Source organism: Pseudomonas sp. N-1-13 (assembly GCF_057787095.1).
Genome location: NZ_JBYNRI010000001.1, coordinates 4,556,633 through 4,576,743, shown reverse-complemented (window position 1 = coordinate 4,576,743; position 20,111 = coordinate 4,556,633). Strand labels below are relative to the sequence as shown.

Below are 20,111 nucleotides of genomic sequence, written 5' to 3'. Positions count from 1 at the left end.
GTCGATTTATCTATTTAGGAGCGCATTCATGGCTGTTGGTCTTGGTCCGTTGCCAACGTTGCACCCGGTTGCCGGTTTTGAACTCGGTATCGCCTCGGCGGGCATCAAGCGCCCAGGGCGCAAGGATGTCGTGGTCATGCGTTGCGCCGAAGGCTCGACGGTTGCCGGCGTGTTCACCCTCAACGCCTTTTGCGCCGCGCCGGTCATCCTGGCCAAGCAACGCGTGCAGGGGCCGGTGCGTTACCTGCTGACCAACACCGGTAACGCCAACGCCGGCACCGGCGCGCCAGGCCTGGCCGCCGCCGAACGCACCTGCGCCAAGCTGGCCGAACTGACCGGCGTCGACGCCAGCCAGGTGCTGCCGTACTCCACCGGGGTGATCGGCGAACCGCTGCCGGTCGAGAAGATCGAAGGCGCGTTGCAGGCCGCTCTGGATGACCTGTCGGAAAACAACTGGGCCGCTGCCGCCACCGGCATCATGACCACCGACACGCTGCCCAAAGGGGCCAGTCGTCAATTCCAGCACGATGGCGTGACCGTGACCGTCACCGGCATCAGCAAAGGCGCCGGCATGATCCGCCCGAACATGGCGACCATGCTTGGCTACATCGCCACTGACGCCAAAGTCTCCCGGCAGGTGCTGCAAGACCTGATGCTCGACGGCGCCAACAAGTCGTTCAACCGCATCACCATCGACGGCGACACCTCCACCAACGACTGCTGCATGCTGATCGCCACCGGCAAGGCTGATCTGCCGGAAATTACCGAAGCCAGCGGTGCGCTGTTTGCCGCCCTGAAGCAGGCGGTATTCGAAGTCTGCATGGAAGTGGCCCAGGCCATCGTCCGTGACGGCGAAGGCGCGACCAAGTTCGTGACCGTGCAAGTCAACGGTGGCGGCAACCATCAGGAATGCCTGGATGTTGGCTACACCGTGGCGCACTCGCCGCTGATCAAGACCGCGCTGTTCGCCTCCGACCCGAACTGGGGCCGGATCCTCGCCGCCGTCGGCCGTGCCGGTGTGCCGGACCTGGACGTGAGCAAGATCGACGTGTTCCTCGGTGAAGTCTGCATCGCCAGCCAGGGCGCACGCGCGGCCACCTACACCGAAGCCCAGGGCGCGGCGGTGATGCAGCAGGAAGAAATCACCATTCGTATCGAGCTGGGACGTGGTGATTGCAGCGAAACGATCTGGACGACTGATTTGTCCCACGAGTATGTGAAAATTAACGCGGAATATCGGACTTAACAGTTCGGGACCGAGTTGCTGCCATCGCGAGCAGGCTCGCTCCCACAGGGATTGGTTGGGTGACCTGGACCTGTTCACACCACCGATCCACTGTGGGAGCGAGCCTGCTCGCGATGGCGCCAGTACAGCCTCCACAACACCCCAAGAAAGGATTCCAGACTTGAGCCTGCACCTGATCATCGGCGACAAACACCTTTCCTCCTGGTCCTTGCGCGGTGCGCTGGCCCTGGAGTTGACCGGCGCAAAGTACACCGAAGAGCTGGTCAGGCTCGACCAACCGGACACCCGTGAGAAACTGCTCAAGTATTCAGCCACCGCCAAAGTCCCGTTGCTCAAGACCGAATTCGGTGTGATCGCCGACTCCCTGGCGATTGCCGAATACCTGGCTGAACAGTTTCCCGATGCGGGCCTCTGGCCCAGGGACGTCGCGGCCCGGGCTCAGGCACGTTCGGCCTGTGCACAAATGCACAGCGGTTTTTTTGCTATCCGCAGCCACATGCCGTTTGACCTGCTGCGCGATGCGCCGCTAGTGCCCATGCCGGCGGAAGTTCAAGCGGAAATCCAGCGGATGCTGGCACTGTGGGCCGAATGCCGTGCGGCGGCTACTGAAGCCGGGCCCTACCTGTTTGGCCGCTTGAGCCTGGCAGATGTGTTCTTCGCGCCGGTGGCCGTGCGCTTGCGCACCTATCAGGTGGCGTTGCCCGAGGTCGATGCGGCCTATGTCGAAACTATCTATCAATGGCCGGCGTTCAAGGCGTGGCAACAGGCCGGCCTGGAGGAAACAGCGCGGTGAAACGAGTCCATGTAGCGGCGGCGGTCATTCGTGACGCTGCCGGCAAAATCCTGATCGCCCGACGGGCCGACACCCAGCACCAGGGTGGCCTTTGGGAGTTTCCCGGTGGCAAGGTTGAGGCGGATGAGTCCGTCGAAACCGCCCTGGCCCGCGAACTTCATGAGGAACTGGGCATTGTCGTCGCCGCCGCCCGGCCGTTGATCAAGGTGCGTCACGATTACCCGGATAAACAGGTGTTGCTGGATGTCTGGGAAGTCTCGGCGTTCACCGGCGAGCCCCACGGTGCCGAAGGGCAGCCGTTGGCCTGGGTCACGGCCCGGGAGCTTTTGAACCATGAGTTCCCGGCGGCCAACCAGCCGATCATCGCGGCGGCTCGTTTGCCCGGCGAATATTTGATCACCCCTGAAGGCCTCGAAACGCCGCAGTTGCTGCGCGGCATGCAAAAGGCTATCGCCGGCGGGATCAAACTGGTCCAGCTGCGCGCGCCCAACGGCTACGACCCGAAGTACCGCGATCTGGCGGTGGATGCGGCAGGTTTGTGCGCCGGCAAGGCCCAGTTGATGCTCAAGGGGCCTTTCGAATGGCTGGGGGATTTCCCGTCCGCCGGCTGGCACATTACCGCCGCGCAATTGCGCAAGCATGCTGCGGCCGGTCGTCCTTTCGGCAAAGACCGTTGGCTGGCGGCGTCCTGCCACAACGCCGAGGAGCTGTCCCTGGCGCAGCAGATGGACGTGGACTTCGTGACGCTCTCGCCGGTGCAACCGACCCAGACCCATCCCGAGGCCCAACCGCTGGGGTGGGAAGAGGTTTCGCGGTTGATTGAGGGCTTCAACAGGCCGGTGTATCTGTTGGGCGGGGTGGGGCCTGACGAACGGCAGCAAGCCTGGGCAGCTGGGGCGCAGGGTGTGGCGGGGATTCGGGCGTTTTGGCCTGGGCCTTGATTGGGTGGGGTGTTCGCGGGCCTCATCGCGAGCAGGCTCGCTCCCACATGGGATTTATGGTGTAACCAGTATCCATGTCACGCAACAGATTCTCTGTGGGAGCGAGCCTGCTCGCGATGAGGTCCTGACAGGCGACCCAGCTCAACTCTCGGGCTTGGCCGCCGCCACCCACAGCACCTCAGCCACCCCTTGCCGCCGGGCAATGACCCGCGCCGCGACGAATAACAGATCCGACAACCGATTGATATACGCCAGCCCCGGCCCGGCCAATGGCTCCACGGCGTTCAACTGCTGACAACGGCGTTCGGCGCTACGGGCCAGGCTGCGGCAGACGTGGGCCTGGGCGATCAGTGTCGAGCCACCGGGCAGGATGAAGTTCTCCAACGGTCCCACTTCTTCGTTCCATGCATCGATGGCTGCTTCCAGGCGCTCGACTTCCAGCATGTTCAAGGCCTGATAAGCCGGCATCGCCAGTTCACCGCCCAGGTCGAACAGCCGATGCTGACAAGGCGCCAAGACCTCGATCAGCTCCTGTAGCGCCGGATATTCAGCAGCCTCTACCGCGAGGCTAGCGAGCAACAATCCCAACTGACTGTTGAGCGTGTCCACCTCGCCAATGGCCTCGACCCGTGGATGGTCCTTGGCTACACGGCGACCATCCCCCAACCCGGTTTCACCTTTGTCGCCGGTGCGGGTGTAAATCTTCGACAGGCGAAAACCCATGTTCAGCGCTCCAGTTGTTTGTGTTCCTGCGGCGCCATTGAGGTGCCGGTCAATGGCAGGCGCAAGGTGAAGCAGGTGCCCTGGCCCGGCGCCGACTGCACTTCCATCTGGCCCTTGTGATTATTGGTGATGATGAAATACGACACCGACAGCCCCAGCCCGGTCCCTTGGCCGATTTCCTTGGTGGTGAAGAACGGCTCGAAGGTGCGTTTGCGTACGTTCTCGCTCATGCCGATGCCGTTGTCCTCCACCTGGATCTCTGCCCACGGTGGGTTCAGCCGCGTGCGCAGGATAATGCGCCCGGGTTCGCTGTCGTCCTGGCGTTGATGGATCGCCTGGGCGGCGTTTTTCAGCAGGTTGAGCAGCACCTGCTCCAGCTCGTTGGCGGTGCCGGGCACCGGGCCCAGGTTGGGGTCGAACTGCCGAATGATCGCCTGGCCCTTGAAATCGAAACCGATTGCCAGGTCGAAGTCGTTGCCGGCGATCTCCACCGCCTGGTCGATCAGTGCCGGCAGGTCGCAGGGGGCCATCTGCCGGGTGCTGCGCCGGCTGAAGCTGAGCATGTGGGTGACGATTTTCGCCGCCCGGGCGCCGGCCTGCTGGATGCCGTCGAGCAACTGCGGGATTTCCCGGCTTTGCAGGTAAAGGTTCACCCTTTGCAGTTCGATATTCAGTTGTTCGGCCTGTTCGATGTTCTTCGGCAGCTCCGGCGACAGGCGTCGGCGGATGTTTTGCACGTTGTGCAGGATGGCTCCCAGCGGGTTGTTGATTTCATGGGCCATGCCCGCCGCAAGACCGCCGACCGAGAGCATCTTTTCTGATTGCACCATCATTTCTTCCAGCGACAGGCGTTGGGTGATGTCATCGATGCGGATCACCACGCCGCGTCCGGCGCCGCCCATCAGTGGATAGAAAGTGAGGGCGTAGTGCCGGGCCTCGTCGTCCTTGGTCCAGGTGACGCGTTCGATCTTCGCCACCGTATGCTGTTCGACCGTTTGCTTGAGCTGTGGCAGGTAAGGCTTGAGCGGTTCGAAGGCGAGGAAGATCGGCTGGTTCAGCGCCTCGTCCAGGCGTGTGCCGGAGAGGGCGCTGGCTTCCTGGTTCCATTGGGTGACGTAGAGTTGTTCGTCGAGGGCGATCAGGGCCGAGGGCATGGAGTCGATAATGCTGTTGAGGTAGTTCTGGAAACCGGTGAGCTTTTTCTCGATCTTGCTGCGCACCTGGACTTCCAGCTCCAGTTTGCGATTGGTGTGGCGGGTTTCTTCCGCCAGGCCCTGGGCCTGGTCGTAGGCAGCCTGGGAGTCGTCACGCGCGCGCTTGAGTTGCTGCTCCCGGGCTTCGATTCGCGAGAGCATGGTGTTGAACGCCTCGGCCAGGCTGCCGATTTCGTCGTGGTTGCCGCGGGCGGCGCGCAGGGAATAGTTCTCCTCGCGGGTGACCTGGCGCGACAGTTCCTCGAGCTGATGAATCGGCTGGGTGATCAGGCGTTTGATCTGCTGGGCAATGACCAGCCAGAGCAACACGCTGAAAATCAGGATGCCGAGGCTGGCGGTCAGGGTGCCGGTGTAGAACGCCGTCGGCAGTTCGCTGCTGGCCACCAGCAACAGATGACCCGGCGCCGTCCCCGGGCGGGGCAGGGTGATGACCTGATTGCTGCGAAACTCACTGGCTTGCCACGCCTGCATGTGGCGGTAATGGTCCGGCAGCTTGAGCTTTTCGCCCTGTTGCAGTTGCGCCAGGCGTGCGCCCTCGCCGTCATACAACGCAGCGGCCCGCAACGGCGCGTAGCTGTTGAGTTCATCCAGCAGGCGCTGGGCGGTCTGAGGCGACTGCAGGGCATCGGCGATCAGGCTCGGGTTGGCCACCAGCCGACCGATGGTCTGCAGGGCCTGGGGCGCCATGCTTTCCTGGGAAATGTAATAGGCGGCGCTGATAAAGGTCAGGTTGGCCACCAGCAGGACGGTGGTCAACAACACCAGCAGGGCGGCCAGCAGTTTCTGGCCGACCGGGAGGTTTTCAAGGCGCTGGCGCAATGGCATCGGACTCTTCGTTTAAAAGGAACACGAGGGCCAGCGTAGCCGCTGCTCAGTCGCCGGGCAATCCGAGGTTGTTCAAGTGGGTAATCAGTCGCTGCCGCAATTGTTCCAGGTGTGGCACCGGTAACCGGTGGCGCTCGGCAACCTTGCAAGCGTGGCCGAGCAGGTAGCTGATTTCGGTGCGGCGGCCATGGGCGACGTCCTGGTACATCGAGGAGTAGTTGGCGGCGGTGGCCTGTATGACCCGTTCGACTTCCGGCTGCAAGTCTTCGGCCGCCATGGGCTGGCCGCAGCGTTCCAGCAGGTCCGTGAGTTCCGCGCAGAGGGTCGCCACTTCGCAGTGATGCGCCTGCAGGCCGCCGTTCTTGCAGTGGTGCAGGACGGTCAGAGGGTTGATGGCACAGTTGAGCGCCAGTTTGCGCCAGAGCCGGGTGAGGATGTCAGCCGTCCATTCGTGGGGTATGGCGGCGGCGGTGAGGTCGTCCAGCCAGATCGGTGCCACCGGGTGCGCGGGGTCACCCAGCCAGGTGTAGCCGTGGCCAGCAAACACCACGCGCCAGTCACCGTCGCGGAATGCCCCTTCGGTACTGGAGGCACTGATGCAACGGGCCTGGGGAACACGATTGGCGACTGCGTCCTGACTGCCGAGGCCGTTCTGCAGCAGGATCAGTTCCGCGTCGGCGCTCAGGCGATGAGCCACAGAAGCCACGGCCGCTTCGGCGTCATAGGCTTTGCAGGCCAGGAGCAGGCGTTTGATCGGCTCGGGGGCGTCGGCTGTTTGCCCGGGTACCGGGTATTGCCGGGCCTGACCCTGTTCCACCAGCGTCAGACCACCGGCGGCCCGATAGGCCTGCAAGCGTTGTTCATTGCGCAGTACCAGCCGCACCGGCAAACCAGCCCGGGCCAGGCGCGTCGCCCACAACGTACCGAGGCTGCCGGCCCCCAGGACATGCCAGGTAGTAGGCATCAGTTTTTTACTCGGTTTGGCGCAGGCATCTGGGGGCTCGCAGTGTCGACAGGAAAAGACCCGTTATAATGAGCCCGATTTTAACCACAAGCCAAGCACGCGCCTTTGTTACGGGCGCGTCTTTTTTATTGGAGAACACTACATGCCGTCATTCGACGTGGTATCCGAACTGGACAAACACGAAGTCACCAACGCCGTTGAAAACGCCGTCAAGGAACTCGACCGTCGTTATGACCTCAAGGGCAAGGGCAGTTTCGAGTTCAAGGAGAAGGACCTGACCGTCAACCTGACCGCCGAGGCCGACTTCCAGCTTGAGGCAATGATCGAGATCCTCAAGCTGGCCCTGGTCAAGCGCAAGATCGACGTTCAGTGCCTTGAGGTCAAGGACGCCTATGCCTCGGGCAAGCTGATGAAGCAGGAAGCCGTGCTCAAGGAAGGCATCGACAAGGAACTGGCGAAGAAAATCGTTGCTCATATCAAGGACGCCAAGCTCAAGGTGCAAGCCGCCATCCAGGGCGAGCAAGTGCGCGTCACCGGCAAAAAGCGTGATGACTTGCAGGAAGCCATCGCGGCGCTGCGGGGCAAGGAATTCGGCATGCCTTTGCAGTTCAATAACTTCCGCGACTGATACCCGGTGCACAGAGGCATTGTGGGGAGCGGGCAAACGCTCTTTTCACAATGCTTCACCCGGTCTTTCGTGGTTACGGCAATAGAAGGAGAGGTAGATGGACTTGAACGCTGAAGTGGACAACTTGATCAAGGCGTCCGAGGCCTGGATCCCCATGATCATGGAGTACGGCAGCCGGGTGCTGCTGGCGGTGGTGACGCTGGCCATTGGCTGGTGGCTGATCAACAAGGTAACCCGCAAACTCGGCGGGCTGTTGGCACTGCGCAATGCCGACCTGGCGCTGCAAGGGTTCATCAGCAACCTGGCGAACATCATCCTCAAGATCCTGCTGATCGTCAGCGTGGCGTCGATGATCGGCATTGAAACCACCTCGTTCATCGCGGCCATCGGTGCGGCAGGCCTGGCGATCGGCCTGGCATTGCAGGGCAGTCTGGCGAACTTCGCCGGTGGTGTGTTGATTCTGTTGTTCCGCCCGTTCCGCATCGGTGACTGGATCGAAGCTCAAGGCGTGGCTGGTACGGTCGACAGCATCCAGATCTTTCACACCGTGATTCGCACTGGTGACAACAAAACTGTCATCGTGCCCAACGGCAACCTGTCGAACGGCATCATCACCAACACCAATCGCCAGCCGACCCGCAAAGTCGTGTTCGATGTCGGCGTGGATTACCAGGCCGACCTGCAAAAGGCTCGCGAAGTATTGTTGGAGCTGGCCAAGGACGAGCGTGTACTGGCCGATCCAGCGCCGGAAGCGGTGATTTCGACCTTGGGCGATAGTTCGATCACGGTGTCGTTGCGGGTATGGGTCAAAACGGCCGATTACTGGAGCGTGATGTTCATGTTCAATGAACAGGCCCGGGATCGTTTGAAGGACGCGGGAATTGATATTCCGTTTCCGCAGCGGGTTATTCGGGTGGTCCAGGAAGGGGCAGCGTAATAACGCTTTGAATGCATGAGATGATTGTTAGTTAGCTTGCTAATTACGAAGTTGCTTTTAAGCTGACCTGTAATGGGCACAAAAAAACCGCTCACCTGAATCAGGTGAGCGGTTTTTTATTTGTTGCCGGTGTAACTATCGAATGACCGCTGAATTACAAGATGCTCAGAGGGTATTCGACGATGAAGCGGAAGTCGTTGTTGTCTCGGTTGCCACTGGCAGTGGTATAAGAGGAGTTGGTGCGGTAGAACGCGCTACGAACACGGAACGACAGGTCTTTAGCTGGACCGCTTTGCATAACGTACTTGGTTTCGAAGTCCCATTCGTGCTCTTTTGCTTCGCCATCAGCGGTGGAAATGTTGTCGCCGGTGACATAACGGGTCATGAAGCTCAGGCCAGGAACACCGTAAGTTTTCATGTTCAGGTCGTAGCGCGCCTGCCAGGAACGCTCGTCCTGACCGTTGAAGTCGGAGTACTGGATGGAGTTGGCGAGGAAGATAGTACCGCCACCGTCAACGCCATACACATAGCCGGTGTCACCGGTGGAGCGCTGGTGAGCCAGGGTGAACTTGTGGGCGCCGATGGCATAGGCTGCTGCAAGGGACCAGATGCGGTTGTCAACGTCGCCGCTGATCTTCTGGCCTTGGTCTTTGCTGTCATAACCGTTGAAGTCGAAGTTCAGCGACTGATCTTCGTTGATCGGCAACGTGTAGTTCAGGTTCAGGTATTTCTTTTTGTAGTGATCTTCGACGTCGGAAGCCGCTACGCCGGCTACGAAATTGTCGGTGAACTGGTAGGTTGCACCGGCAATGTCAGCGGATTTCAGGCCAAGGCCGTCATCACCCATGCCAGTTTGCGAGCTCATGGCGTTGAAATGACCTGCGCTCAGCTCCAAGCCTTTGATTTCTTTACTGGTGATCAGCGTACCGGTAGCAACTTCTGGCAGCAGACGGCTGTCGTCAGTAGAGAAAACCGGGCTGGTAGTGAACTGGTTGCCGTATTTCAGAACGGTGTCGGACAGACGGAACTTAACCGCGCCGCCAATCTTCGATTGTGTTTCTTCCAGGTTGCCATCACTGTCCTGAGCGAACAGGCCGTTACCGGCGCGACCAGTACCACCGTCGAAACGGGCGGAGCCGAATGCGAAGGCGTCAGCGCCTACACCAACGGTACCTTGGGTAAAGCCCGACTCGTAGATGGCGCGAACGCCAAGGCCGGCTTCTTCACGATAACTTTGACGAGTGCTTGGTTCGTTCTTGAAGTCGCGGTTCATGTACAGCATACGGCTCAGAACGTTCAGGCTCTGATCTTCAAAAAAGCCCTTGGATTCTTCCTGGGAAGAGGCCATTGCGAACTGCGAGGTACTGGCCGAAACAGCCAGTGCGATCATGCTCCACTTCATCACGCGCATCGTGATTTGCTCCTTTGGTTTTTAGAAGAGTCTTGCCGTCCCACCTGTTTTTTTATCTGGGCGGCTCTTTCTTTTTGTGTCGGCGCGAACTTATATCACGACGACATTCATTGGCGATACTTGCCCATCCAATCTTTCAGCTTCTTTACGACCCTGTCGCCAATGGCTCGATCCATGTCGTATTTGGGCTGTTCCGGCGCAATCGGACTCACAACTCGAAGTTGCTTCTTTTTTTCCGGCGTCGGTGTAAAGAGTCCTTTGTTACTGCGCTTGAAGCTCCCTGTGGGCAACCTTGCCACTTTATTTATAGGCCAGCAGATTTTCGCTTCCGGCGATGCCCTGCAGGCGATATGGGGATGAATGCAACAAGCATGCTCAAACCCGGATTTTGTTCACGTTTTTTTCACATTCTCCATTTTTGCATGGTGAAACCTCATGAAACCGGGCTCCAAAGGCCTTGTTTTAAATGAGGTTGACTGCTGTGGCGCTCTCGTGTTTAGAACCGCTAAACGTTGCGAGACAACCAAAAACGTTACCGGTTCACCCTCTCAGTGAGTAGATCACGGATGCTTCGTGCACTGAGCGTAGACGCGTTGTGCTGTTTTGGTGCAAAAAATCTCTACCTTGTACGAAAATTTTACAGGCTCAGTGCAAGAGGCAGTGCTCGCAGCGCCCGTCTCAGGCCTATGTGTTACCGGCCGCGCTGAGTTGGTGCGCGTACTGGAAAAAAAGCATCGGACAGGGTCGTGACAGTACGCAGTGAACCCTTCGACGTTCAAGGGTATGCTGCGGCTCTATGTCCCACTCAGGCCCGCTGAGTCGGGCAAAAACGATAACCAGCGAGGAGTGCGCGCGGTGTTTGCTTTAGATCCACAACTGCAACAAGACACGTTAGTCATGGGTGACTTCCCGCTGTGCCGGTTGCTCTTGTCCAACGACTCCAATTACCCGTGGTTCATCCTCGTGCCGCGACGGGAAAATATCAGCGAATTGTTTCAATTGGATGACGCCGACCAGCGGCAGCTGTGGAAGGAAACCACGGCCCTGGCCGAAACCCTCAAGGACTCCTTCAATGCTGACAAGCTGAACGTTGCAACCTTGGGTAACGTCGTCAGTCAGTTGCACATGCACGTCATCGTGCGCAAGCGTGATGACGCGGCCTGGCCAGCGCCGGTCTGGGGCAAACACCCGGCCAGGTCGTATACTGCTGAACAGGTGAAGGTCATTCGCGACCGATTGCGAGCGGCCCTGACCGATGATTTCAAGTTTCTGGAGGGTTGAAACCATGAACCTTGAAGAGCGTGTAACGGATCTGGAAAGTCGCCTGGCGTTTCAGGATGACACTATCCAGGCATTAAATGACGTGCTGGTGGAGCAGCAGCGAGTGGTCGAGCGTCTGCAGCTGCAAATGGCCGCGTTGCTCAAGCGCCAGGAAGAGATGGCCGGGCAATTCGAAACCTTCGAAGAAGAAGCGCCTCCGCCTCACTACTGACCGACCGGAACGACAGGCAATAAAAAACCGCGAGCAGCCAGGCTGCATCGCGGTTTTTTTACGCTTGGGATCAGCGGCGCGGTAGCGCGGCGATCACATCTTCGGCCTGCAGGCCCTTGTCGCGGTTCATCACGGAGAACTCCACGCGCTGGCCTTCGACCAGAACGCGGTGGCCTTCACCACGAATGGCTCGGAAATGCACAAAGATGTCATCGCCGGAGTCGCGGGAGATGAAACCGAACCCCTTGGAAGTGTTGAACCACTTCACGGTGCCGGTATCGCGGTTGGACATGTCGTAGTTTTGCGGTGCGGCGGCCGGTGACGACTTCTTGTAGAAGCTGACAGCCAGGTGCAATGCCACGGCGAGCAGTGATGCGGCCAGGCTGAACAGCACGGCCGGTTGACCGGCGATTTGCGGCATGGGTGCCAGCAGGGTCAGGGTTTGCAGGGCAACGGCCAACACCAGCAAGGCGCTGACCAGGTTTTGCAGTTGATGACGTGGGCCTTTGTTCCAGTAGGGGATAACAGGTGCAAGGGTCAGGTTGAGCAGGCCGAAAAAGGCCAGGTAAAGCGCATCGGGATGTTGCAGGTAAGGCGTGGCTTCGGAACCCAGGCTAGGGATGAAGGACAGCAGCAGGGCAGCTGCGCCCATTAGCAAGTGGACGATTTTCAACATTTTGATTGACTCACGGTTAAGACGGATCACAAGGAAGAGCTGATCGGGGCGGTTCGCTTCGGAACAATAGAGAGGCGTTGGACACATTCCCGAATCAGCCTATGCGCCATGCCCGGAAAAATAGGCGTAGCGACACACTGCCTATTTAACAGCAAAGCCCCGACCTTCTCAAACCCGTTACGGGGGGCGGACCGCGCTGTTCGTCGGCGCAAGGTATCAGGCAAGGGCGTGAAATCTCCCGCCTCGTCGGAACCGTCCGGTGTTGCGGCTTGTCGGTTCAGGAGGGCTGGCGATTTGTCGCAGGCTGGCGGCGGTAACACCGGCTAGAGTGCAAGGGCCGCTGTCGAATTCATCACCGCAGGAGATCAACCAACATGGCCATTGATATCGGGATCAGTGAAGAAGATCGCAAATCCATCGTCGAGGGGCTTTCACGGCTGCTGTCGGACACTTACGTTCTGTACCTCAAGACCCATAATTTTCACTGGAACGTCACGGGGCCGATGTTTCGCACCCTGCACCTGATGTTCGAGGAGCAATACAACGAACTGGCGCTGGCGGTGGACCTGATTGCCGAACGCATTCGTGCCCTCGGCTTTCCTGCGCCGGGCGCTTACGCCGTGTATGCACGCTTGTCTTCTATCAAGGAAGAAGAAGGCGTGCCTGGCGCCGAAGACATGATCCGCCAGTTGGTCGAGGGTCAGGAAGCCGTGACGCGTACGGCCCGTAGCATCCTTCCTTTATCGGACAAGGTCAGTGACGAACCGACCACCGATCTGCTGACCCAGCGCATGCAGGTCCATGAAAAAACCGCATGGATGTTGCGCTCGCTGCTGGAAGACCGGTAAGCGCCGGGCCGGGCGATGACGGAGGGGCTGGCATTATCGCTGGCCCTTTGTGTAGGACGTCGTAATTCGTCGCCTGCCTGCTGCTGGCTTGTCCTACGCCGATGGTCATAAAGTCATCTGGAACTGGCGATGCCGTTGAGCTTCCATAGAGCCACAGATTGGTTGTTCCAATTGAGAGGTTCGTATGGCAAAGGAGTGTCAACGGTATGATTCAAGGAAAAGAAACCGGGGAGGGTGTGCATGGGCGCTTTCAGCCCATTACCATCGACCCGTTCGTCCGGGGGTTCGACATGCAGCTGGCCCGGCCCCTGTCCCGATCGATCCGCCTGAACGGGTTCGCCACCTGTCTTCGGCTCGAGCAGGTCTATTGGGATATTCTCGGTGACATGGCCCAGCTCAACAGCTGTTCCATCAGTACTCTGCTGTCCCATGTGGACCGGGAGGTGCACCTGCGCCATGGCGGGGTACGCAACTTCAGCGGTTTAGTGCGCGTGGTTTGCGTGGTGCACAGTTTGAAGGAGGCAGGGACGGAGGTCGTGGGGCGTCATTGGCGTGATGAATGCGTGGCGCCTGTCAGTGGCTGAGACCGACCGGTAACGGCCTGTGCCGTCTTACGGCTGCACAGGCCGCATTTAATGGATATAATCCCGCTCTTTGCCGCAAAGCCCAGCCTTTGCGCGAGTAACCTGATCGCCGAGACAACCCCCATGCCGATGTACGACTATCAATGTGCTTCCTGTGGTCATCAGATGGAAGCCATTCAAAAGATCAGCGCGGCACCGCTGGTCGACTGCCCTGCCTGTCAGGCGCCGGAACTGAAAAAGATGCTGTCCATGCCAGGTTTCCGCCTCGGTGGCACCGGCTGGTATGAAACCGACTTCAAGACCGGCGCCAAGAAGAACCTGGCCGGTGGCGACAAAGCTGACTGAGTTGAACACGCGCGAGCTCTTGCACGGGCAGGGCCTCCAACCGAATTTCGAATTACGAGAAGTGAAACCACTACCATGATGCGCAGCCATTATTGCGGCCAACTGAACGAAAGCCTGGAAGGTCAGGAAGTTACTCTTTGCGGATGGGTCCATCGTCGCCGTGACCATGGCGGGGTGATTTTCCTCGATATCCGTGATCGTGAAGGCCTGGCTCAGGTAGTGTTCGATCCGGACCGCGCTGAAACCTTCGCCACCGCCGACCGCGTGCGCAGCGAATACGTGGTCAAGATCACCGGCAAGGTACGCCTGCGTCCGGCCGGTGCCGGCAACGCCAACATGGCCTCGGGCATGATCGAAGTGCTGGGCTATGAGCTGGAAGTGCTCAACGAAGCGGAAACCCCGCCGTTCCCGCTCAACGAATACTCCGACGTGGGCGAAGAAACCCGCCTGCGCTATCGCTTCATTGACCTGCGTCGCCCGGAAATGGCCGAGAAGCTGCGTCTGCGTTCGCGCATGACCACCAGCATCCGTCGTTACCTGGATGAAAACGGCTTCCTCGACGTCGAGACGCCGATCCTGACCCGCGCCACGCCGGAAGGTGCTCGCGACTACCTGGTGCCGAGCCGCACCCACCCCGGTAGCTTCTTCGCCTTGCCGCAATCGCCGCAGCTGTTCAAGCAACTGCTGATGGTGGCCGGCTTCGACCGCTACTACCAGATCGCCAAGTGCTTCCGCGACGAAGACCTGCGTGCCGACCGTCAGCCTGAGTTCACTCAGATCGACATCGAGACCAGCTTCCTCGACGAAAAAGACATCATGGGCCTGACCGAAGGCATGATCCGCAACCTGTTCAAGGAAGTGCTGGGTCTGGAATTCGGCGAGTTCCCGCACATGACCTTCGAAGAAGCCATGCGCCGCTACGGTTCCGACAAGCCGGACCTGCGCAACCCGCTGGAACTGGTGGACGTGGCCGATCAGCTCAAGGAAGTCGATTTCAAGGTGTTCAGTGGCCCGGCCAACGACCCGAAATGCCGGATCGCGGCCTTGCGTGTGCCAGGCGGGGCAAGCATGCCGCGCAAGCAGATCGACGACTACACCAAGTTCGTCGGCATCTACGGTGCCAAGGGCTTGGCGTACATCAAGGTCAACGAGCGCGCGGCGGGTGTTGACGGCCTGCAATCGCCGATCGTGAAAAACATCCCTGAAGCCAACCTGAACGTGATCCTCGATCGCGTCGGCGCGGTTGATGGCGACATCGTGTTCTTCGGCGCTGACAAGGCCAAGATCGTCAGCGAAGCCTTGGGTGCGCTGCGCATCAAACTGGGTCACGACCTCAAGCTGCTGACCTGCGAGTGGGCGCCGATGTGGGTCGTCGACTTCCCGATGTTCGAAGAGAACGACGACGGCAGTTTCTCCGCGCTGCACCACCCGTTCACCGCGCCGAAGTGCTCACCTGAGGAGTTGGAGGCCAACCCGGCCACCGCTCTGTCACGCGCTTACGACATGGTTTTGAACGGCACCGAGCTGGGTGGCGGTTCGATCCGTATCCATCGCAAGGAAATGCAACAGGCGGTCTTCCGTCTGCTGGGCATCAGTGAAGCGGAACAGGAAGAGAAATTCGGCTTCCTGCTCGATGCTCTGAAGTACGGTGCACCGCCCCACGGTGGCCTGGCCTTTGGCCTGGACCGCCTGGTGATGCTGATGACTGGCGCCCAGTCGATTCGTGAAGTGATCGCGTTCCCGAAAACCCAGAGCGCGGCCGATGTCATGACCCAGGCTCCGGGTGTAGTGGATGCCAAGGCACTGCGCGAGTTGCACATCCGTCTGCGTGAACAGCCAAAGGCTGAGTAAGGCCGACACCTGAAGGCGCATCTTCGGATGCGCCTTTTCATTGGGGTCGATATTTCTGGTTGCCGGCTACTGTGCGAGCGCAGGGCGGGCAATGTTGCAAAGAGAAACCGGAGCGAGTTATGGCAGGTCATTCCAAGTGGGCGAACATCAAGCACCGCAAAGAACGTCAGGATGCCAAGAGGGGCAAGATATTCACCAAGTGGATCCGTGAGCTGACGGTCGCTGCCCGCCAGGGTGGCGGTGATCCGGGCTCCAACCCGCGCTTGCGCCTGGCCCTGGACAAGGCGCTGGGGGCGAACATGAGTCGCGACATCATCGACCGCGCTATCGCCCGCGGCGCGGGTGCGACCGAAGCCGATAATGTGGAAGAGCTGACCTACGAGGGTTACGGCCCCGGTGGCGTAGCGGTGATGGTCGAGTGCATGACCGACAACCGCAACCGCACCGCCGCCGCCGTGCGTCACGCCTTCAGCAAATGCGGGGGTAACCTGGGCACCGACGGTTCGGTGGCGTACCTGTTCGAGCGCAAGGGGCAGATCAGTTTCGCGCCGGGCCTCGATGAAGATGCCCTGACGGAGGCGGCCCTGGAAGCCGACGCCGATGACGTGGTCAGTCATGAAGACGGTTCGTTCGACGTGTTCACCTCGTTCGCCAGCTTCTACGCCGTGCGCAATGCCCTGGAGGCTGCCGGTTTCAAGCCGGCCGACGCGGAAATCGTCATGCAGCCGACCACCAGCGCCGAACTGGACCTGGAGGGTGCCGAGAAGGTGCTCAAACTGATCGACATGCTCGAAGACCTGGACGATGTGCAGAATGTCTACTCTAACGCGGACATTCCTGAAGCGGTCGCTGAACAGCTTGGCTGATAGCGTTGTTGGTACAGCGATCTTGTTCAGCTATGCGTAGGTGCTTTATGTGGGAGCGAGCCTGCTCGCGATAGCGAGGGTCCAGCTTGCAAAGATGTTGCAGTGATACCCCTATCGCGAGCAGGCTCGCTCCCACAGATTCAAACACTTCATCTCCAAACCGCAGGCGTTATGACTTTAATCCTTGGTATCGACCCCGGTTCGCGCATCACCGGCTACGGCGTGGTTCGTGATACCGGGCGCGGCTGCGTGTACGTCGCGTCAGGCTGTATCCGCACCGGTGCCGGTGAGTTGCACGAGCGCTTGCAGATCGTTTATCGCGGCGTGCGTGAAGTCATCCAGACCTACGGCCCGGTCACCATGGGCATTGAAAAGGTCTTCATGGCGCGTAACGCCGATTCTGCCCTGAAGCTGGGGCAGGCTCGTGGGGCGGCCATTGTGGCCGGTGCCGAGGAAAACCTGGAAATCGCCGAATATACCGCGACCCAGGTCAAGCAGGCGGTCGTTGGAACGGGCGCGGCGAACAAGGAACAGGTGCAAATGATGGTGATGCATCTGCTGAAACTGGTCAGCAAGCCGCAGATCGATGCCTCCGACGCCCTGGCCATCGCCATTTGCCATGCCCATACCCGTTCCAGCCTGTTGCCGCATGGCCTGGGAGCCGCACGCAGTCGTGGCGGGCGCCTGCGTCTCTGATAGCATCAGCGCAATCTTTCGTGAGCCCGAGCATTTTGCGCCTGTGTCGTCGGCCTCCATGCTCCGGCCGTTACTCGCCAGCCCACGGCTGGCCTACGCCCAAGGATCTGAAACGTGATTGGACGCTTGCGCGGCACCCTGGCTGAAAAACAGCCGCCGCACCTGATTCTGGATGTAAATGGCCTGGGTTATGAGCTGGAAGTGCCCATGACCACCTTGTATCGCTTGCCGTCGGTCGGTGAACCGCTGACGCTGCACACCCATTTGGTCGTGCGCGAGGATGCCCAGTTACTCTATGGCTTCGTCGGCAAGCGCGAGCGGGATTTCTTCCGCGAGCTGATTCGTCTCAACGGCGTCGGCCCGAAACTGGCCCTGGCCTTGATGTCGAGCCTGGAAGTCGACGAACTGGTGCGCTGCGTGCAGTCCCAGGACACTTCGGCCCTGACCAAGGTGCCAGGTGTCGGCAAGAAAACCGCCGAGCGCCTGTTGGTTGAGCTCAAGGACCGTTTCAAGGCCTGGGAAGCGGTGCCGGCCATGTTCGCGCTGGTGCCTAACCAGCCGGACGCGCCAGCGCCCGCGGCCAGCGCGGAAAACGATGCGGTCACCGCACTGATCTCCCTGGGCTACAAGCCGCAGGAGGCCAGCAAGGCGATTTCCGCTATCAAGGAAAAAGGCTTGAGCACCGAAGACATGATTCGTCGTGCCCTGAAGGGAATGATTTAAGTGATTGAAGCCGATCGTCTGATCGCCGCCACGGGTGCCCCCCGTGACCGTGAAGAAGTACAAGACCGTGCGATTCGTCCCGTCAGTCTGGCCGATTACATCGGTCAGCCGGCGGTCCGCGAGCAAATGGAACTGTTTATCCAGGCGGCCCGTGGGCGCAGCGAGTCCCTGGACCATACCTTGATCTTCGGCCCACCCGGTTTGGGCAAGACCACCCTGGCCAACATCATCGCCCAGGAGATGGGCGTGTCGATCAAGAGCACGTCCGGGCCTGTCCTCGAGCGTCCGGGTGACCTGGCGGCGCTGCTGACCAATCTTGAGCCCCATGATGTGCTGTTCATCGACGAAATCCACCGGCTGTCGCCGATCGTCGAGGAAGTGCTGTACCCGGCGATGGAGGATTTCCAGCTCGATATCATGATTGGCGAGGGACCGGCGGCCCGTTCCATCAAGCTCGATCTGCCGCCGTTCACCCTGGTGGGCGCCACGACCCGCGCCGGCATGTTGACCAATCCGCTGCGGGACCGTTTCGGGATCGTCCAGCGCCTGGAGTTCTACAACAACGCCGATCTGGCGACGATCGTCGGCCGCTCGGCCGGCATTCTCGGGTTGCCGCTGGACCCGGATGGCGCTTATGAGATCGCCCGGCGGGCGCGGGGTACACCGCGGATCGCCAACCGGCTGTTGCGTCGGGTCCGGGATTTTGCCGAAGTTCGCGCCAAGGGCCACATCACCAAACCGATTGCCGACCTGGCGTTGAACCTGCTGGATATCGACGAGCGTGGTTTCGACCACCAGGACCGGCGCCTGCTGCTGACCATGATCGAGAAGTTCGACGGCGGTCCGGTGGGCGTGGACAGCCTGGCGGCGGCCATCAGCGAAGAGCGCCATACCATCGAAGATGTGCTGGAACCGTACCTGATCCAGCAGGGCTACATCATGCGCACCCCCCGCGGGCGTGTGGTAACGCGTCACGCCTATCTGCATTTCGGCTTAAACATCCCGACACGAATGGGTGAGATGCCGGTGGTAGACGAATTCCTCGATGCCGTGGACGATTGAACGACCTCTGTGCAGCGACTTTTTTCAGGTTCGTGCTGTCCCAGACGACACCCGGAGCGTCATTGCATTTCGAGAATGAAAAAACAGTTGCCTGGCCGATTGGCAACCTGAGGAGTAAGCACTAGAGTATGCGCGCGCAAAACGGGCTGGAGTCGTTCGCACATCGCTGTCGCGTTTATTACGAGGACACCGATGCCGGCGGCATCGTTTACTACGTCAATTACCTCAAGTTTATGGAACGGGCTCGAACCGAACGGCTGCGGGAACTGGGTTTTGCCCAATCCGCGCTGGTGGGAGAGGACCTGTTATTCGTCGTGCATTCCAGCGAAGCGCGCTACCACGCGCCGGCGCGACTGGACGACGAGCTTCTGGTAAGTGCCGATGTCATCGAATTGAACCGTGTCAGCCTGCGCTTCAAGCAGCAGGTCAGGCGGGCTACGGATAATGCGCTGCTCTGTGAAGGGCAGTTTCTGGTGGCCTGTGTGCGCACCCATAGTTTGAAACCCCGGGCCATTCCCGAAGCTCTACGTGCGGCCTTTGCCGGCGTGAGCGGCGCCGGTACATACTCAGAGCAGGAGATAAAGCGTGGAAGCTAACGTCGTCGACCATTCCTCCATGTGGAGCCTGGTCAGCAATGCCAGCGTTGTGGTGCAGTTGGTAATGCTGATCCTGGTAGCCGCATCGGTGACCTCATGGATCATGATCTTTCAGCGCAGCAATATGCTGCGCGCCGGTCGTCGAGCCCTGGAGAGCTTCGAGGAGCGCTTCTGGTCCGGTATCGACCTGTCCAAACTCTACCGCCAGGCCGGCAGCAACCCGGATCCGGACTCGGGGGTCGAGCAGATCTTCCGTGCCGGCTTCAAGGAGTTCTCCCGTCTGCGCCAGCAACCAGGCGTGGACCCTGAGGCGGTGATGGAAGGCGTGGCCCGTGCCATGCGCGTCGCCATCTCCCGCGAGGAAGAAAAACTCGAGCAAGGCCTGCCGTTCCTGGCCACCGTTGGTTCGGTCAGCCCGTACATCGGCCTGTTCGGTACCGTGTGGGGGATCATGAACTCCTTCCGTGGCCTGGCCACTGCCCAGCAAGCGACCCTGGCCACCGTGGCCCCGGGTATTGCCGAGGCACTGATTGCCACCGCCATCGGTCTGTTCGCGGCCATCCCGGCTGTTATCGCCTACAACCGCTTTGCTGCCCGCAGCGAAACGCTGACCAGCCGTTACTACACCTTCGCCGATGAATTCCAGGCGATCCTGCACCGCAAAGTGCACACCAGCGAAGAATAAGCAGG

At 60.1% G+C, this 20,111-nt stretch carries 22 protein-coding genes; 17 read left to right on the top strand and 5 right to left on the bottom strand.

Going from position 1 to position 20,111, the window contains the following annotated elements; genetic code table 11:
* Positions 1-28: 28 nt before the first annotated feature.
* From argJ to AC3I65_RS20640, 3 genes are all read left to right on the top strand, one after another.
* Positions 29-1,246, top strand: a complete 1,218-nt coding sequence (gene argJ / locus AC3I65_RS20650; RefSeq protein WP_047227084.1) for a bifunctional glutamate N-acetyltransferase/amino-acid acetyltransferase ArgJ — start codon at positions 29-31, stop codon at positions 1,244-1,246.
* 160 nt (positions 1,247-1,406) lie between these two features.
* The gene (locus AC3I65_RS20645) at positions 1,407-2,039 is read left to right on the top strand and encodes a glutathione S-transferase family protein (protein WP_173406617.1); all 633 of its coding nucleotides are present in this window, start codon (positions 1,407-1,409) and stop codon (positions 2,037-2,039) included.
* A complete protein-coding gene (locus AC3I65_RS20640; protein ID WP_488524109.1) occupies positions 2,036-2,980 on the top strand; it encodes a Nudix family hydrolase in 945 nt (314 codons plus the stop codon). The genes AC3I65_RS20645 and AC3I65_RS20640 overlap by 4 nt, the downstream gene beginning before the upstream one ends.
* 141 nt (positions 2,981-3,121) lie before the next feature.
* Here AC3I65_RS20640 and AC3I65_RS20635 read toward each other — a convergent pair whose 3' ends face one another.
* From AC3I65_RS20635 to AC3I65_RS20625, 3 genes are read right to left on the bottom strand one after another with little or no spacing between them, the layout of a single operon-like run.
* The gene (locus AC3I65_RS20635; RefSeq protein ID WP_047227081.1) at positions 3,122-3,703 is read right to left on the bottom strand and encodes a cob(I)yrinic acid a,c-diamide adenosyltransferase; all 582 of its coding nucleotides are present in this window, start codon (positions 3,701-3,703) and stop codon (positions 3,122-3,124) included.
* Between the two features lie 2 nt (positions 3,704-3,705).
* Positions 3,706-5,742 (bottom strand): sensor histidine kinase, encoded by a 2,037-nt coding sequence (locus AC3I65_RS20630; RefSeq protein WP_173406618.1) that lies wholly within the window; start codon positions 5,740-5,742, stop codon positions 3,706-3,708.
* 46 nt (positions 5,743-5,788) lie between these two features.
* Entirely contained in the window at positions 5,789-6,706 is a 918-nt protein-coding gene (locus AC3I65_RS20625; protein WP_107321973.1) for a putative 2-dehydropantoate 2-reductase, read from the bottom strand.
* Positions 6,707-6,848: 142 nt separating this feature from the next.
* On the opposite strand from AC3I65_RS20625, the gene AC3I65_RS20620 reads away from it, so the two are divergent.
* Positions 6,849-7,334 (top strand): YajQ family cyclic di-GMP-binding protein, encoded by a 486-nt coding sequence (locus AC3I65_RS20620; RefSeq protein WP_003205057.1) that lies wholly within the window; start codon positions 6,849-6,851, stop codon positions 7,332-7,334.
* Positions 7,335-7,431: 97 nt separating this feature from the next.
* Positions 7,432-8,271 carry a mechanosensitive ion channel family protein gene (locus tag AC3I65_RS20615; RefSeq protein WP_322833881.1) on the top strand — a complete coding sequence of 280 codons (840 nt, stop codon included), beginning with the start codon at positions 7,432-7,434 and terminating at the stop codon, positions 8,269-8,271.
* Positions 8,272-8,425: 154 nt separating this feature from the next.
* On the opposite strand, the gene AC3I65_RS20610 is transcribed toward AC3I65_RS20615, so the two are convergent.
* Entirely contained in the window at positions 8,426-9,682 is a 1,257-nt protein-coding gene (locus AC3I65_RS20610) for an OprD family porin (protein ID WP_305466652.1), read from the bottom strand.
* Between the two features lie 855 nt (positions 9,683-10,537).
* On the opposite strand from AC3I65_RS20610, the gene AC3I65_RS20605 reads away from it, so the two are divergent.
* Complete coding sequence (locus AC3I65_RS20605) at positions 10,538-10,963, top strand: HIT family protein (RefSeq protein ID WP_076383691.1); 426 nt, start codon at positions 10,538-10,540, stop codon at positions 10,961-10,963.
* A gap of 4 nt (positions 10,964-10,967) precedes the next feature.
* Positions 10,968-11,174, top strand: coding sequence for a SlyX family protein (locus tag AC3I65_RS20600; protein ID WP_047227075.1), 207 nt, complete (start codon positions 10,968-10,970; stop codon positions 11,172-11,174).
* 70 nt (positions 11,175-11,244) lie between these two features.
* Here AC3I65_RS20600 and AC3I65_RS20595 read toward each other — a convergent pair whose 3' ends face one another.
* The gene (locus tag AC3I65_RS20595; protein WP_047227074.1) at positions 11,245-11,850 is read right to left on the bottom strand and encodes a cold-shock protein; all 606 of its coding nucleotides are present in this window, start codon (positions 11,848-11,850) and stop codon (positions 11,245-11,247) included.
* 374 nt (positions 11,851-12,224) lie between these two features.
* Here AC3I65_RS20595 and AC3I65_RS20590 point away from each other — a divergent pair, with 374 nt between their 5' ends.
* From AC3I65_RS20590 to tolQ, 10 genes are all read left to right on the top strand, one after another.
* Positions 12,225-12,698: a Dps family protein gene (locus AC3I65_RS20590; protein WP_047227073.1), complete on the top strand. Its 474-nt coding sequence runs from the start codon at positions 12,225-12,227 to the stop codon at positions 12,696-12,698.
* 206 nt (positions 12,699-12,904) lie between these two features.
* Entirely contained in the window at positions 12,905-13,282 is a 378-nt protein-coding gene (locus AC3I65_RS20585; protein WP_488524108.1) for a ribbon-helix-helix domain-containing protein, read from the top strand.
* Positions 13,283-13,405: 123 nt separating this feature from the next.
* Entirely contained in the window at positions 13,406-13,627 is a 222-nt protein-coding gene (locus AC3I65_RS20580) for an FmdB family zinc ribbon protein (RefSeq protein WP_003178589.1), read from the top strand.
* Between the two features lie 75 nt (positions 13,628-13,702).
* On the top strand, positions 13,703-15,478 hold the full coding sequence (aspS, locus tag AC3I65_RS20575; RefSeq protein ID WP_047227071.1) for an aspartate--tRNA ligase: 1,776 nt from the start codon (positions 13,703-13,705) through the stop codon (positions 15,476-15,478).
* Positions 15,479-15,597: 119 nt separating this feature from the next.
* A complete protein-coding gene (locus tag AC3I65_RS20570; protein ID WP_076383693.1) occupies positions 15,598-16,344 on the top strand; it encodes a YebC/PmpR family DNA-binding transcriptional regulator in 747 nt (248 codons plus the stop codon).
* 171 nt (positions 16,345-16,515) lie between these two features.
* Positions 16,516-17,040, top strand: a complete 525-nt coding sequence (ruvC, locus tag AC3I65_RS20565; RefSeq protein WP_030140802.1) for a crossover junction endodeoxyribonuclease RuvC — start codon at positions 16,516-16,518, stop codon at positions 17,038-17,040.
* 114 nt (positions 17,041-17,154) lie between these two features.
* On the top strand, positions 17,155-17,763 hold the full coding sequence (gene ruvA, locus AC3I65_RS20560) for a Holliday junction branch migration protein RuvA (protein WP_047227070.1): 609 nt from the start codon (positions 17,155-17,157) through the stop codon (positions 17,761-17,763).
* The gene (ruvB, locus tag AC3I65_RS20555) at positions 17,764-18,825 is read left to right on the top strand and encodes a Holliday junction branch migration DNA helicase RuvB (RefSeq protein ID WP_047227069.1); all 1,062 of its coding nucleotides are present in this window, start codon (positions 17,764-17,766) and stop codon (positions 18,823-18,825) included. It begins immediately after the preceding gene.
* A 128-nt stretch (positions 18,826-18,953) separates the two neighbouring features.
* Positions 18,954-19,421 (top strand): tol-pal system-associated acyl-CoA thioesterase, encoded by a 468-nt coding sequence (gene ybgC, locus AC3I65_RS20550; RefSeq protein WP_047227068.1) that lies wholly within the window; start codon positions 18,954-18,956, stop codon positions 19,419-19,421.
* Complete coding sequence (gene tolQ, locus AC3I65_RS20545) at positions 19,411-20,106, top strand: protein TolQ (RefSeq protein WP_047227067.1); 696 nt, start codon at positions 19,411-19,413, stop codon at positions 20,104-20,106. The genes ybgC and tolQ overlap by 11 nt, the downstream gene beginning before the upstream one ends.
* The last annotated feature ends 5 nt before the right edge of the window (positions 20,107-20,111 follow it).